We start from the raw sequence: 12,661 nt of genomic DNA, 5'->3' as shown, positions 1-12,661 counted from the left end.
TCGGCAAATGTCAGTGCGCGGGTTCAAGAAGTCCGAGGCGGGTCTCGATCCGGCCGAGGCGATCGTCATGTCGGCCGATGATCTGGTAGATGTTTGATATGTCTTGACCCAGGCCGGTCATGTGGGTGCGGATGGCTTGGAGTTCGCCCTTCACGTCACGAATCTCTGCTTTCACGGATCCGAGGTCGTGCTGCATGGACTTGAGCACTTCGTAGATGAGGTCATTAGTCACTTCAGCCATGACCCATTATAACAGAGTGGCTGGCGAAACGAAACGCTCAGGCTGAGGCCGGAACGCGCGCCCGCCCGACCGCCCAGGCGATCACGAAGATCGCAAACCCGCCCAGGGACAGGCCCATGCCGACCCAGCCGGTCGAGGTCCAGCCGTAGCCGGCGGCGATGGCTAGGCCGCCCAGAAGCGGGCCCAGCGCATTGGCGGTGTTGAAGGCGGAGTGATTCAGGGCCGCCGCCAGGGTCTGGGCGTCGCCGGCGACGTCCATCAGACGGGTCTGAAGCACCGAGCCCAGGCCGCCGCCGCCGCCGATCAGAAAGATCACGACCATGACGGCCCACAGGTGAGGCGCGGCCAACGGATAGAGGGCCAGGGCGGCGGCGCTCCACAGCAGCAGGCCGCCCGCCGCCGGAAAGCCGATCCGGTCGGCCGCCCAGGCCCCCAGAATATTGCCCAGGAACATGCCGACGCCGAAGACGGCGAAGACCCAAGGCAGGATCTCCGGCCCCACGCCGGTCACCGCCTGAAGCGTCGAAGCCAGATAGGCGTAGACGCAGAACATGCCGCCGAAGCCGATCGCGCCGACGCCGAGCGTCAGCCAGACCTGGCTCCGCTTCAGGGCGCCCAGTTCGCGCAAGGGGCTGGCGTCGGCATGGGCGGGGTCGCGCGGGGCGAACAGGGCGACCAACCCCATGGTGATCACGGCCAGGACGCTGACGATGGCGAAGGTCCAGCGCCAGCCGAAGGCGTGGCTGACCAGATTGGCGAAGGGGACGCCGATGACGGTGGCGACCGTCAGCCCCATCAGAATGGTCGAGACGGCGCGGGTGCGAAGATGCAGCGGCACGATGGAGGCGGCGACCAGGGCCGCCACGCCGAAATAGGCGCCGTGCGGCACGCCGCTGAGGAAGCGGAAGACCAGCATCCATTCATAGGTGGGCGCCATGGCCGACAGGCCGTTGCCGACGGCGAACAGGGCCATGAAGCCGATAAGCAGCAGCCAGCGGGGGCTGCGCGCGCCCAGCACCGCCAGGATGGGCGCCCCGACCACCACGCCGGCCGCATAGGCGCTGATCACATGGCCCGCCGTCGGGGCGTCGACGCCCAGGCCGGCGGCGAAGTCCGGCAGGATGCTCATGGCCGCGAACTCGGTGACCCCGATGGCGAAACCGCCCATGGCCAGGGCGATCAGGACCAGGGCCACACGGCCCCTCGCCATGGGTTTTACGGCCACGTCAGTGTCGGCCACGGCGCCGGTGACGGCCATGCGAAAATCCTGGGGCGAGAGAAGGGCGGGGTGTTGCGCTGCAACATAGGCGGCCCCTCTCAGGCTTCAACCCGCTGGAAATGATCGGCGATCACATAAGGTTGCGGCGCGACCGCCGAGGGGCGGGCTCAGCCCAGGTTTTCATAGGTCGCGGTGATCGAGGCCTTGGCCAGGGTGTGGAAGTGCAGGTTGAAGCCGAAGACGGCGCCGGAATCGTCGGCGGTCACGTCCAGCCGCTCCACGTCCACGGCGAAGACGGTGAAGATGTAGCGGTGCGGGCCGTGGCCGGCAGGCGGGGCGGCGCCGCCGAAGCCGGCCCTGCCGTAGTCGGTGCGGCCCTGGACGGCGCTGGCCGGCAACTGGCCGCCGGGCGAGCCGGCGCCGGTCGCCAGTTCGGTCACATCGGCGGGGATGTTGGCGACCGTCCAGTGCCAGAAGCCGGAGCCGGTGGGGGCATCGGGATCATAGCAGGTGACGGCGTAGCTCTTCGTCCCCTCCGGCGCGCCCGACCAGGCGAGGTGGGGCGAGGTGTTGCCCTTGGCGTGAACCTGGGCGTCGGGCAGGACGCCGCCGTCCTGAATGTCGGTGGAGGTGAGGGTGAAGGGCATAGGTGCTCCGTCGTTCAAGCCGTTAGCTTAACTAGGAGTCCGCTGTATGGATGCAAGCGCCTCTTCCGCACCTTCGCGCGGAAGAGGCCGAATGCTTCAAGCCGCCTCGATACGGTAGCCTTCGATCACCGTATTGGCGAGCAGCTGCTCGCACATCTTCTTGGCCTCGCCTTGCGGATCCTCGACGCCGTCGAGGTCGAACTCGATCAGCTTGCCGACGCGGGCGTTCGATACGCCCGACCAGCCCAGACCCTGAAGGGCGCCTTCAACGGCCTTGCCCTGGACGTCCAGCACGCCGGCCTTGAGGAAGACGTGAACCTTGATTTTGGCCATCAGCCGTTGCCTTTCATGAAGGGAGTGAAGTCGGACCAGTTCTCGACGCGGAAGCCGCGAACGTCCTTCACGCATTGGGGGAACCAGGGCAGAGCCTTGAGGGCGGTCATGGCCAGAGTCAGATTAGCGAGGTCCGGGATTTCAGTGAGATAGACGCTCTGTTGGACGCGGTGGAAATCATAGCGTTTCAGGGTCCGTTCGATCTCGCGATACGCCTGCCTCACCCCGGCGGGATGGATAGCGGTCGTCTCGTTGAGGTCCAGATCGAAGGAAATGGCGAACATCAGGCCAGGGGGTCGTTTTCGGCGTCGGCCAGCGGATAGTCGAAGGCTTCGTCGCTGTCGATTAGACAGGCCCTGATGCGGTCCCCGACAATGGCGGTCACTTCATAGACCGGCCCGACGCCCGCGATGCGGCGAAAGCGGCTGGTTCCGGCCAGGTCAATGGACCGTCGGAACTCGCCGCCCTCTTCCGCGACGTCAATCATCAGTGCAGGCCGCCCTGGATCACCGTCGGCATGCCCTTCATGATGCCCAGGCGACGGGCGACTTCGGTGTAGCTTTCGATGACATTGCCCAGGTCGCGGCGGAAGCGGTCCTTGTCCATCTTCTCGCCGGTCGAGGAGTCCCACAGGCGGCAGGAATCGGGGCTGATCTCGTCGGCCAGGATGACGCGGCTGAAGTCGTTCTCCCAGATGCGGCCGAACTCGATCTTGAAATCGACCAGGGTGATGCCGACCGCGCTGAACAGGCCCGACAGATAGTCGTTCACCCGAACTGTCATGGCCAGGATGTCGTCCAGCTCCTGGGTCGAGGCCCAGTTGAAGGCGGTGATGTGCTCTTCGGTGACCATCGGGTCGTTGAGCTCGTCCTTCTTGTAGTAGAATTCGATGATCGAGCGGGGCAGGGGCGTGCCTTCCTCTATGCCCAGACGCTGGCTCATCGAGCCGGCGACGATGTTGCGGCAGACGACTTCCAGCGGAATGATCTCGACTTCGCGGATCAGCTGTTCGCGCAGGTTCAGCCGCTTGATGAAGTGATTGGTCACGCCGATGCCGTTCAGGCGCGACATGATGAATTCGCTGATCTGGTTGTTGACCACGCCCTTGCCTTCGAGAACGGCCTTCTTCTGGGCGTTGAAGGCGGTGGCGTCGTCCTTGAAGTACTGGATCAGGGTGCCGGGCTCGGGCCCTTCGTACAGGATCTTGGCCTTGCCCTCGTAGATCTTCTTGCGTTTGCTGTTCATATTCCGGTCCCGGCTTACGGGCGCCCTCCAGAAACAAAAATCGCGCGGCCATGGTGGAAAGGGGAAGACCCGGTCCTGGCGGCGCGTTTTGGAATCGTTCGGGCAGTCAATCTCGTTCGGCGTCTCCTTAGCGGAAGGCGGCCCTCGACACAAATGAACGCCGCGTGCGACGCCGCAACAGGACCAAGGTCTACGCAAGCCATGTTGCGTTCGGGCGCGGGCGGGCTATAGACGGCGCTTGCCCCGAGGTCAGGGGTGTGCGGAGCTTGCTGAGCGACATGACGACGTTCGACGATCGGGAAAAGGGCTTTGAGGCCAAGTTCGCCCTCGATCAGGAGCAGGAATTCAAGGCCATCGCCCGGCGCAACAAGATGCTGGGCCTGTGGGCGGCCGAGAAGATGGGCCTGTCGGCCGACAGCGCGGACCAGTACGCCGCCGCCATCGTGCGCGCCGACATGGAGCAGCCGGGCGACGAAGACGTGTTCCGCAAGGTCGCCGGCGACTTCAAGGCCTCGGGCCTGACGGTCTCGGAGGGCGAAATCCGCTCCAAGATCGACGAACTGGCCTCGATCGCCCGCGAACAGATTCGCGCCGGCGAATAGGACTTTCGGCCTTCGGGCCTTCAGACGTCGAAAGGGCCGCACCCGGGGGAAAGTGCGGCCCTTTCTTTTTGCCGGGGACGTTGGGGGATGTCTCACCCGGCTTACTGTGCGTCTCGCGCCCCTGAAGAACACGGCAACGCGCCTTTGGTTTCGGCGCGGACCGGTCCGCTGCAAAATTATTTTGAGCGCGGGGTTCAGTCCTCGAACACGACGGTCTTGGCGCCGTGCAGCAGAACCCGGTCCTCCAGATGGCGGCGGACTGCGCGGGCCAGGACGCGGCGCTCGATGTCGCGGCCTTTTCTGATCAAATCTTCGGGCGTGTCGCGGTGGCTGATTCGCTCCACGTCCTGTTCGATGATCGGACCTTCATCCAGGTCGGCGGTGACATAGTGGGCCGTGGCGCCGATAACCTTCACCCCGCGCGCATGGGCCTGGTGATAGGGGCGGGCGCCCTTGAAACCGGGCAGGAAGGAGTGGTGGATGTTGATGCAGCGCCCCGCCAGCCGACCGCTGAGATCGTCGGACAGAATCTGCATGTAGCGGGCCAGAACGACCAGTTCCGTGCCGGTCTCCTCGATCAGGCGCAGAAGCTGCGCCTCCTGGGCCGGCCTGTCGGCGGCGCTGACGGGCAGGTGATGGAAGGGCAGGTCGCCCAGATCGACGTGGCCGATCATCTCGCGCGGATGGTTCGAAACGACCGCCGTCACATCCATGGGCAGTTCGTCGATCCGCCAGCGGTACAGCAGGTCCGCCAGGCAATGGTCGAAGCGCGAAGTCAGAATCATCACCTTGCGCGGTTCCGGCCCCCTCAGGGTCCAGTCCATGTCGAATCGCCCAGCCAGAGGGGCGAAGGCGGTGCGGATCGCGGCCGGGTCGTCGCCTTCGCGCGGTTCGAACACCACACGCATGAAGAAGGTGGCGCCGGCGGCGTCGCCGAACTGCTGGGCGTCGGAGATGTTGGCGTCCCACTCCAGCAGGAAGGCGGACACGGCCGCCACAATGCCGTGGCGGTCGGGGCAGGAGAGGGTCAGGATCATCAGACGGCAGGCTTATCCGGGAGAAACTTGCCGAGTGTGGCCCAGATTTCCGCCTTTGCCGACAAGGATATTGCATGGGCGGGGCTGGACGACGGCAGATCGACCAGGGCGAGGCCGGCGAGGTTGGCCAGGATCCGCCTACCCAGCTTGGCCGCCAGACCGCCGTTGAAGGCGACGGCGCGCAGTTCGGGGAGGTCCTGGATCAGACCGCGCAGATCGGCGGCCTCGGGCGATTTGATCGCCGCGTCCAGACTGCCGGATCGCTGGGCCGAGGCGATTACGTCCCACAGGCCGACCCCGCGCGCCTTCAACCGCTCCAGGCGCTCGGGGTAGGACAGGGCGGCCAGGTGCTCGTCCAGCACCCCGCCGATCAAAGGCCAGAAGCCGTTGCGCGGATGGGCGTAATATTGCGCCGCCTTCAGCGAGGCGTCACCCGGCAGGCTGCCGAGGATCAGCAGGCGGGTGTCCGCATCGACGACGGGAGCAAAGCCGATGCGGCGGTCGTCTTGCGGTTCGGGGCTCACCCCTCGCCGAACACCCGCCTGAACACCACGTCCACATTCTTGGTGTGATAGCCGAGGTCGAACAGGGCTTCGAGCTGATCGTGGGGCAGGGTGACGCGCTCGTCGGCCTTGAGGAAGTCCAGGAAGGCGCCCTCGCCGCGCCAGACCTTCATGGCGTTCTCCTGCACGGCGGCATAGGCCGCCTCGCGCGAGACGCCGGCCTGGGTCAGGGCCAGCATGACCCGTTGCGAGTGCACCAGACCGCCCAGGCGGTCGAGGTTCTTCTGCATGTTCTCGGGATAGATGTTCAGCCGCTCGATCACGCCGGCCAGGCGTTGCAGGGCGAAGTCAAGATGGATGGTGGCGTCGGGACCGATGCCGCGTTCGACCGAGGAATGGCTGATGTCCCGCTCGTGCCACAGGGCGACGTTTTCCATCGCCGGGGTGACGGCTGAGCGGACCAGACGGGCCAGGCCGGTCAGGTTTTCGGTCAGGATGGGGTTGCGCTTGTGCGGCATGGCCGACGAGCCCTTCTGACCCTTGTCGAAGAATTCCTCGGCCTCCAGCACCTCGGTGCGTTGCAGGTGGCGGATCTCGACCGCCAGACGCTCGACCGAAGAGGCGACCACGCCCAGGGCGGCGAAGAAGGCGGCGTGGCGGTCGCGCGGGATGACCTGGGTCGAGACCGGCTCGACCTGGAGCCCCATCTGTTCGGCCACATAGGCTTCGACGGCGGGATCGACATTGGCGAAGGTGCCGACGGCGCCGGAAATGGCGCAGGTGGCGATCTCTTCCTTGGCCGTGATCAGGCGGCGTTTGGCGCGCTGGAACTCGGCGTGATAGCCGGCGAGCTTCAGGCCGAAGGTCACGGGCTCGGCGTGGATGCCGTGGCTGCGGCCGACGGTCGGGGTGTATTTATGCTCCTTGGCGCGGGTTTCCAGCGCGGCCAGGACGCGATCGACGCCTTCGATCAGCAGGTTCGACGACCGGGCCAGCTGGACCGCGAAACAGGTGTCCAGCACGTCCGACGAGGTCATGCCCTGGTGCAGGAAACGCGCCTCTTCGCCGACGATCTCGGCGACGTGGGTCAGGAAGGCGATGACGTCGTGTTTGGTGGTGCGCTCGATCTCGTCGATGCGGTCGGCGTCAAAGGTCGCGTCCTTGCCCTTGGCCCAGATGGCGTCGGCGGCCTGCTGGGGGATGACGCCCAGTTCGGCCATCTTGGTCGCCGCATGGGCCTCGATCTCGAACCAGATCTTGTACTTGGTCTCTTGCGACCAGATGGCGGCGGCGTCGGGGCGGGAATAGCGCGTGATCATGGGGCGGTCGTGTCGGTCCGGCCGCCGTCGGAGTCAAGGTTTGCGGTGCTCTAAAGCTGTCCCATCGTATTGTCGTGATCGACGGCCTGCCGCTTCAGCCAGGCGACGAAGGCGGTGGCGCTGGGCGAGGGCGGGCGGTCGCGGGGCTGGACGACGTAATAGGCGAATCCGACCGCTTCCGAGCCGTCGGGGAAGGGGGCGACCAGACGGCCCGAGGCCAGGTCGGCCTGGGCCAGGGTGCGTTTGGCCAGGGCGACGCCGCGGCCGGAAGCGGCGGCCTCGATCAGCAGGCTGGACTGGTTGAAGCGCGAGCCCCGGCGCGGGTCGGGGTGGCGCACGCCGCGCGCCTTCAGCCACATGGCCCAGTCGGGGCGGCTGGGGTCGCCGTCGTTGGACATGTCGTGCAGCAGGGTGTGGCGCATCAGGTCGGCGGGTCTGCGGATCGGATGTTCGCCGTCCATCAGAGACGGGGCGCAGACGGGCAGGACCGTTTCGGTCATCAGCCGGTCCACGGTCAGGCCGGGGTAGTCGCCGGGGCCGTAGCGGACGGCGAGATCGACCTTGCCCTCGGTCAGGTCGGCAGTCTCCATGTCGGCCGAGATCCAAAGCTCGATCTCGGGATGGGCGGCGTGGAAGTCGTCCATGCGCGGCATCAGCCATTTGGAGGCGAAGCCGGGGGCGATGCTGATCGACACCTGTTTGCGGCGCGGCGGTTCGCGCAGCAGGGCCGAGGCGTCCATCAGCCGCTCGAACCCCTCGCGCAGCAGGGGGACCGAGGATCGGCCGAGGTCGGTCAGCTGGAGACCGCGCGCCTCGCGTACGAACAGGGGGCCGCCGACAATGTCCTCCAGCAGGCGGATCTGCTGGCTGACGGCGCCGGGCGTCACCGCCAGTTCGTCGGCCGCGCGCGAGAAGTTCAGGTGACGCGCGGCGGCCTCGAACGCGCGCAGGGCGTTGAGCGGGAGCAGGGAACGGGCCATCGCCGTTAGAAATCCTATCAGCGTGCCAAAGGCAATCTGGTTTGCGGGTCTGGACGGGGAGGCCGATGGTTCGGGCTCCGCCGCCGTCCTCCTTCCCCGACGCCGGCCCTGAAAGCAAGACGATGCGTGTATTTCTCGCCTCCATTCCGCTTGAGGCCGCCAAGATCGTGATCATCGGCGGCGGCGAGCCCGCCCTGGCCAAGCTGCGACTGTTCCTGAACACGCCGGCCCAGCTGCTGTGGTTCGCGCCCGACGGCGCCCCGCCCCGGATGGAAATCCCGCTGAGCGCGCCGGAGCCGGTGCTGCGCGCGCCCCAGGCCCAGGATCTGGCGGGGGCGCGTCTGGTCTTTATGGCCTTGGACGACGCGGACGAACTGACGCGGCTCAGCGCCCTGGCGCGGGCGGCGGGGGCTCAGGTCAATGTGGTGGACAAGCCCCATCTGAGCGACTTCCAGACCCCGGCCCTGATCGACCGGGACGAGGTGGTGATCGGGGTCGCCACCGGGGGATCGGCGCCGATCCTGGCCCGCGACATCCGCACGGCCGTCGAGGGCGTTCTACCCGCCGGTCTGGCCCACGTCGCCCGGCTGGCGCGCGAGCTGCGCGATACGGTCAAGGCCAATGTGCCGGACTTCATGGCGCGGCGACGGTTCTGGGAGAAGGCGTTCCGGGGACCGGCGGCGGCCTTGGCGGCCGAGGGGCGCACGGCGGAGGCGCGGCGCGAGATGCTGCGTCTGCTGAACTCGGCCGCGCCGGAGCAGGGGATGGTCCATATCGTCGGGGCGGGGTCGGGCGATCCGGAGCTGCTGACCCTGAAGGCGCTGCGGGTGCTTCAGGACGCCGACGTCATCATCCACGACCGGCTGGTCCCGGAAGCCGTGCTGGAACGGGCGCGGCGCGACGCCAAGCGCCTGTATGTCGGCAAGGCGCGCGGCGAACATTCGGTGCCCCAGGATCAGATCGAGGCCCTGATGATCGAGGAGGCCAAGGCCGGTCACCGGGTGGTGCGGTTAAAGGGCGGCGATCCCTTCGTCTTCGGGCGCGGCGGCGAGGAGCTGGAGGCGATGCGGGCGGCCGGGGTTCCGGTCTTTGTGGTGCCGGGGGTGACGGCGGCCCTGGCCTGCGCGGCTTCGGCCGGGATCCCTCTGACGCACCGCGAGCACGCCCAGGCGGTGACCTTCGTGACGGCCCAGGCCAAGCCGGGCGGCGTCGACGCCGACTGGACCCGGCTGGCGGCCCCGAACCATACCCTGGCCGTCTATATGGGCGTGGACAGGGCCGAGGAGACGGCGGCCAGGCTGATGGCGGCCGGCCGCGCGGGCTCGACACCCGTGGCCGTCGTCGAGAACGGCAGCCGGCCGGATGAGCGGGTGCTGACCGGCCGGCTCGACGGGCTGGGCGCCCTGGTGCGCGGCGCGGACCTGACCGGTCCGGCCCTGGTGTTCGTGGGCGAGACGGCGGCGTTTTCGGCGGCCCAGCCGGACGTGCGGACGGAGGCGGCGGCATGAAGATCGTCACCGCAAACCGCCTGTCGGACGGGCGCGTCATCTACGCGGGCGTGGACAATCAGCCGGTCGAGCGCCTGGACCAGGCCTCGACCCTGGACGACGCGGCGGCCGAGATCGTGCTGGCCGAGGTCGCGGCGCGGCCGGACGTGTTCGTCAATCCCTATCTGGTCGAGGTTCAGGATCGCGCGCCCTCGGGCCGGGACCGGCTGAAGGAGCGGATTCGCGCCGCCGGTCCGACCGTCGGCCACAGCGTCGCGGGAGGCGTGGGCTGATGTATCGCTATGACGAGTTCGACCACGCCCTGGTGCGTGAGCGGGTGGCGGAGTTTTCCGACCAGGTGGCGCGCCGCGCCTCCGGCGCCCTGACCGAGGACGAGTTCAAGCCGCTGCGGCTGATGAACGGGGTCTATCTGCAGCTTCACGCCTATATGCTGCGGGTCGCCATTCCCTATGGAACGTTCAACAGCCGCCAGATGCGGCGGCTGGCCCATATCGCCCGCACCTATGACAAGGGCTACGGCCATTTCACGACCCGCACGAACATCCAGTACAACTGGCCGGCCCTGACCGACCTGCCGGCGATCCTCAGCGATCTGGCCGATGTCGAGATGCACGCCATCCAGACCTCGGGCAACTGCATCCGCAACACCACGACCGACGTCTTCGCCGGGGCGGCCGAGGACGAGATCGAGGATCCGCGGCCCTGGTGCGAGATCATCCGACAGTGGTCGACGATCCACCCGGAGTTCAGCTTCCTGCCGCGCAAGTTCAAGATCGCGGTCATCGGCGCCGAGAAGGATAGGGCGGCGATCCGCACCCATGACGTGGGGCTGCAGATCGTGCGCGGCGAAGACGGCGGGACCGCCTTCCGCGTCTTCGTCGGCGGCGGGCAGGGGCGTCTGCCCCATATCGGCCAGGAGATCGCCTCGGCGGTTCCGGCTGCGGACCTGCTGGCCTATCTGACCGCCATATTGCGGGCGTGGAACCTCTTGGGACGGCGCGACAATATCCATAAGGCGCGGATCAAGATCCTGGTCGCCTCGGTCGGGCTGGAGGCCTTCCGCGAGGAGGTGGACAAGCACTACGCCACCCTGCGCCTGGAAGACCTGCGCATCCCGGAGGATGAGGCCGAGCGGATCAAGGCCTATTTCGCCCCGCCGCCGTTCGAGGATCTGCCCAAGGCCAGCGCTCCGTTCGAGCGCGCCCTGCTGGCCGATCCGGACTTTGCGCGGTTTGCGCGGAACAATGTGCGGCGTCACCGGCAGCCGGGCTATGCCTCGGTGGTGGTGTCGCTGAAGCCGGTCGGCGGCGTGCCGGGCGACATCACGGCGGACCAGATGGACGCGGTGGCGGATCTGGCCGAACGCTACGGCTTCGACGAACTGCGCGCCGCCTATGAGCAGAATCTGGTCCTGCCGCATGTGAAACTGGACGATGTGCCGACGGTCTGGCGGGCGCTGCTGGAGGCGGGGCTGGCCACGGCCAACGCCGATCTGGCGACCGACGTTATCGCCTGTCCGGGCCTGGACTATTGCAGCCTGGCCAACGCCCGGTCGATCCCGGTGGCCCAGGCCCTGTCGAAACGGCTGGCCGACATGGACTATCAGGAGAGGCTGGGGCCGGTCCGTATCAATATGAGCGGGTGCATCAACGCCTGCGGCCACCACCACGTCGGCCATATCGGCGTCCTGGGCGTCGACCGGAAGGGCGAAGAATACTACCAGATCACCGTCGGTGGTTCGCCTGACGAACAGGCGGCCCTGGGCGACATCGTCGGCAAGAGCCTGCCGGCCGACGAGGTGGCGCCCGCCATTCAGCGGACCCTGGACCGCTATCTGCAAATCCGCGCCGAGGGCGAGCGGTTCATCGACACGGTGCGCCGTGTCGGACCCGATCCCTTCCGCGACGCCATCTATGAGACGCTCGATGCTGCAAACGCTTGAGGGAGTTCAGAACGGGCCGCGCCTGTCGGTGACGACCCCGCTGGAAGAGGTCGAGGCGGCCGCCGCTGCGACCGACGTCCTGGTGCTGGAGTTCGACGCCTTTCGCGACGGGCGCGGCTTCTCGCTGGCGGCGGTGCTGCGCGAGCGGGGCTACGCCGGGCGGCTCATCGCGGCGGGCAAGGTCCTGCCGGACCAGGCGCGCTATCTGCGGCGGTCGGGATTCGACGCGGTGGAGCTGGCGCCGGGGGCAGACACGGCGGCCTGGGCGCGGATGGATCAGGCCTTCAGCGGCTCCTATCAGCCGGCCGTCGATCCGGCCCCGACCATCTGGCAGAGACGGCGGGCGGCGTCGAACGATCGGGATCTGCAGGCCCTGGCCGACCGTCTGAACCGCGAGACCGAGGGCAAGGCCGCGTCGGACATCCTGAAGGCGGCGCTGGATCCGGCCCTGGGCCTGCGGATCGGGACCATATCCTCGTTCGGGGCGGAATCGGCGGCCCTGCTGCACATCGTGGCCGAGACGGACCCGAACGTGCCGGTCGTCTTCCTGGAGACCGGCCAGCATTTCCTGCAGACCCTGTCCTATCGCACCCAGCTGACCAAGGCTCTGGGGCTGACCGACGTGCGGCTGGTCACGCCGGATGCGAACGAGAAGGCGACCCTGGACGCCCGCGACGACCTGTGGAAGACCGACGCCGACGCCTGCTGCGACCTGCGGAAGGTGCGGCCCCTGGCGCGGGCGACGGTCGGGTTCAACGCCCTGATCACCGGGCGCAAACGCTATCAGGCCGCGACCCGCGCGGCGTTGAAACCGTTCGAGGTGCTGGACGGGGTGCTGCGGATCAATCCGCTGGCGGACTGGGACGCCGACGCCGTCGAGGCCTGGCTGGAGGCGCACGACCTGCCCCGTCATCCCTTGGTCGAGCAGGGCTACCGCTCCATCGGCTGCTGGCCCTGCACCCGCGCCGTCGAAGACGACGAAGAGGCGCGGGCCGGACGCTGGTCGGGGATGGACAAGGTCGAATGCGGCATCCACCTAGGCAAGCGTCAGGTCGCCGCCTGATCGTCCTCCCGTTCGACCTCGC

The 12,661-nt window shown here is 67.6% G+C and carries 16 protein-coding genes; 5 read left to right on the top strand and 11 right to left on the bottom strand.

Annotated elements, in window-relative coordinates; translation table 11 throughout:
* Positions 1-10: 10 nt before the first annotated feature.
* From GGQ93_RS01770 to purC, 7 genes are all read right to left on the bottom strand, one after another.
* Positions 11-241, bottom strand: a complete 231-nt coding sequence (locus GGQ93_RS01770; RefSeq protein ID WP_183214919.1) for a hypothetical protein — start codon at positions 239-241, stop codon at positions 11-13.
* A gap of 37 nt (positions 242-278) precedes the next feature.
* Entirely contained in the window at positions 279-1,499 is a 1,221-nt protein-coding gene (locus GGQ93_RS01765; protein ID WP_221233492.1) for an MFS transporter, read from the bottom strand.
* 128 nt (positions 1,500-1,627) lie between these two features.
* Positions 1,628-2,107 carry a YbhB/YbcL family Raf kinase inhibitor-like protein gene (locus GGQ93_RS01760; RefSeq protein WP_183214918.1) on the bottom strand — a complete coding sequence of 160 codons (480 nt, stop codon included), beginning with the start codon at positions 2,105-2,107 and terminating at the stop codon, positions 1,628-1,630.
* 96 nt (positions 2,108-2,203) lie between these two features.
* Positions 2,204-2,440 (bottom strand): phosphoribosylformylglycinamidine synthase subunit PurS, encoded by a 237-nt coding sequence (purS, locus tag GGQ93_RS01755; protein WP_054766403.1) that lies wholly within the window; start codon positions 2,438-2,440, stop codon positions 2,204-2,206.
* Positions 2,440-2,724 carry a hypothetical protein gene (locus GGQ93_RS01750; RefSeq protein WP_054766402.1) on the bottom strand — a complete coding sequence of 95 codons (285 nt, stop codon included), beginning with the start codon at positions 2,722-2,724 and terminating at the stop codon, positions 2,440-2,442. Before GGQ93_RS01750 ends, purS begins: the two co-directional genes overlap by 1 nt.
* Positions 2,724-2,927 (bottom strand): hypothetical protein, encoded by a 204-nt coding sequence (locus GGQ93_RS01745; RefSeq protein WP_183214917.1) that lies wholly within the window; start codon positions 2,925-2,927, stop codon positions 2,724-2,726. The genes GGQ93_RS01750 and GGQ93_RS01745 overlap by 1 nt, the downstream gene beginning before the upstream one ends.
* On the bottom strand, positions 2,927-3,685 hold the full coding sequence (gene purC / locus GGQ93_RS01740; protein ID WP_054766400.1) for a phosphoribosylaminoimidazolesuccinocarboxamide synthase: 759 nt from the start codon (positions 3,683-3,685) through the stop codon (positions 2,927-2,929). The genes GGQ93_RS01745 and purC overlap by 1 nt, the downstream gene beginning before the upstream one ends.
* Before the next feature lie 278 nt (positions 3,686-3,963).
* On the opposite strand from purC, the gene GGQ93_RS01735 reads away from it, so the two are divergent.
* Entirely contained in the window at positions 3,964-4,287 is a 324-nt protein-coding gene (locus tag GGQ93_RS01735; RefSeq protein ID WP_054767022.1) for a DUF1476 domain-containing protein, read from the top strand.
* Between the two features lie 194 nt (positions 4,288-4,481).
* Here GGQ93_RS01735 and purU read toward each other — a convergent pair whose 3' ends face one another.
* From purU to gcvA, 4 genes are read right to left on the bottom strand one after another with little or no spacing between them, the layout of a single operon-like run.
* Entirely contained in the window at positions 4,482-5,324 is an 843-nt protein-coding gene (gene purU, locus GGQ93_RS01730) for a formyltetrahydrofolate deformylase (RefSeq protein ID WP_183214916.1), read from the bottom strand.
* Positions 5,324-5,848, bottom strand: a complete 525-nt coding sequence (locus GGQ93_RS01725) for a DNA-deoxyinosine glycosylase (protein ID WP_183214915.1) — start codon at positions 5,846-5,848, stop codon at positions 5,324-5,326. The genes purU and GGQ93_RS01725 overlap by 1 nt, the downstream gene beginning before the upstream one ends.
* Entirely contained in the window at positions 5,845-7,146 is a 1,302-nt protein-coding gene (gene purB, locus GGQ93_RS01720; protein WP_183214914.1) for an adenylosuccinate lyase, read from the bottom strand. Before purB ends, GGQ93_RS01725 begins: the two co-directional genes overlap by 4 nt.
* A gap of 50 nt (positions 7,147-7,196) precedes the next feature.
* Positions 7,197-8,126, bottom strand: a complete 930-nt coding sequence (gene gcvA, locus GGQ93_RS01715) for a transcriptional regulator GcvA (RefSeq protein ID WP_183214913.1) — start codon at positions 8,124-8,126, stop codon at positions 7,197-7,199.
* A gap of 122 nt (positions 8,127-8,248) precedes the next feature.
* On the opposite strand from gcvA, the gene cysG reads away from it, so the two are divergent.
* Genes cysG through GGQ93_RS01695 form a run of 4 tightly spaced genes read left to right on the top strand, consistent with a single transcriptional unit; the run spans position 8,249 to position 12,639 of the window.
* Entirely contained in the window at positions 8,249-9,634 is a 1,386-nt protein-coding gene (gene cysG / locus GGQ93_RS01710; protein WP_183214912.1) for a siroheme synthase CysG, read from the top strand.
* Complete coding sequence (locus tag GGQ93_RS01705; RefSeq protein ID WP_152950767.1) at positions 9,631-9,906, top strand: DUF2849 domain-containing protein; 276 nt, start codon at positions 9,631-9,633, stop codon at positions 9,904-9,906. Before cysG ends, GGQ93_RS01705 begins: the two co-directional genes overlap by 4 nt.
* A complete protein-coding gene (locus GGQ93_RS01700; RefSeq protein ID WP_183214911.1) occupies positions 9,906-11,576 on the top strand; it encodes a nitrite/sulfite reductase in 1,671 nt (556 codons plus the stop codon). The genes GGQ93_RS01705 and GGQ93_RS01700 overlap by 1 nt, the downstream gene beginning before the upstream one ends.
* Positions 11,560-12,639: a phosphoadenylyl-sulfate reductase gene (locus GGQ93_RS01695; protein ID WP_183214910.1), complete on the top strand. Its 1,080-nt coding sequence runs from the start codon at positions 11,560-11,562 to the stop codon at positions 12,637-12,639. The genes GGQ93_RS01700 and GGQ93_RS01695 overlap by 17 nt, the downstream gene beginning before the upstream one ends.
* Positions 12,640-12,661 lie beyond the last annotated feature (22 nt).

This window comes from Brevundimonas aurantiaca (assembly GCF_014199955.1).
GTDB lineage: Bacteria > Pseudomonadota > Alphaproteobacteria > Caulobacterales > Caulobacteraceae > Brevundimonas > Brevundimonas aurantiaca.
Note: the sequence above shows the minus strand (reverse complement) of the source record. Positions and strands in the feature narration are given on the sequence as shown.

What these genes read in the sequence shown, in the direction of transcription:
- GGQ93_RS01770 (WP_183214919.1), bottom strand. Translation starts at nt 241, where the DNA reads ATGGCTGAAGTGACTAATGACCTCATCTACGAAGTGCTCAAGTCCATG.
- GGQ93_RS01765 (WP_221233492.1), bottom strand. Translation starts at nt 1,499, where the DNA reads ATGGCCGTCACCGGCGCCGTGGCCGACACTGACGTGGCCGTAAAACCC.
- GGQ93_RS01760 (WP_183214918.1), bottom strand. Translation starts at nt 2,107, where the DNA reads ATGCCCTTCACCCTCACCTCCACCGACATTCAGGACGGCGGCGTCCTG.
- purS (WP_054766403.1), bottom strand. Translation starts at nt 2,440, where the DNA reads ATGGCCAAAATCAAGGTTCACGTCTTCCTCAAGGCCGGCGTGCTGGAC.
- GGQ93_RS01750 (WP_054766402.1), bottom strand. Translation starts at nt 2,724, where the DNA reads ATGTTCGCCATTTCCTTCGATCTGGACCTCAACGAGACGACCGCTATC.
- GGQ93_RS01745 (WP_183214917.1), bottom strand. Translation starts at nt 2,927, where the DNA reads ATGATTGACGTCGCGGAAGAGGGCGGCGAGTTCCGACGGTCCATTGAC.
- purC (WP_054766400.1), bottom strand. Translation starts at nt 3,685, where the DNA reads ATGAACAGCAAACGCAAGAAGATCTACGAGGGCAAGGCCAAGATCCTG.
- GGQ93_RS01735 (WP_054767022.1), top strand. Translation starts at nt 3,964, where the DNA reads ATGACGACGTTCGACGATCGGGAAAAGGGCTTTGAGGCCAAGTTCGCC.
- purU (WP_183214916.1), bottom strand. Translation starts at nt 5,324, where the DNA reads ATGATCCTGACCCTCTCCTGCCCCGACCGCCACGGCATTGTGGCGGCC.
- purB (WP_183214914.1), bottom strand. Translation starts at nt 7,146, where the DNA reads ATGATCACGCGCTATTCCCGCCCCGACGCCGCCGCCATCTGGTCGCAA.
- gcvA (WP_183214913.1), bottom strand. Translation starts at nt 8,126, where the DNA reads ATGGCCCGTTCCCTGCTCCCGCTCAACGCCCTGCGCGCGTTCGAGGCC.
- cysG (WP_183214912.1), top strand. Translation starts at nt 8,249, where the DNA reads ATGCGTGTATTTCTCGCCTCCATTCCGCTTGAGGCCGCCAAGATCGTG.
- GGQ93_RS01705 (WP_152950767.1), top strand. Translation starts at nt 9,631, where the DNA reads ATGAAGATCGTCACCGCAAACCGCCTGTCGGACGGGCGCGTCATCTAC.
- GGQ93_RS01700 (WP_183214911.1), top strand. Translation starts at nt 9,906, where the DNA reads ATGTATCGCTATGACGAGTTCGACCACGCCCTGGTGCGTGAGCGGGTG.
- GGQ93_RS01695 (WP_183214910.1), top strand. Translation starts at nt 11,560, where the DNA reads ATGCTGCAAACGCTTGAGGGAGTTCAGAACGGGCCGCGCCTGTCGGTG.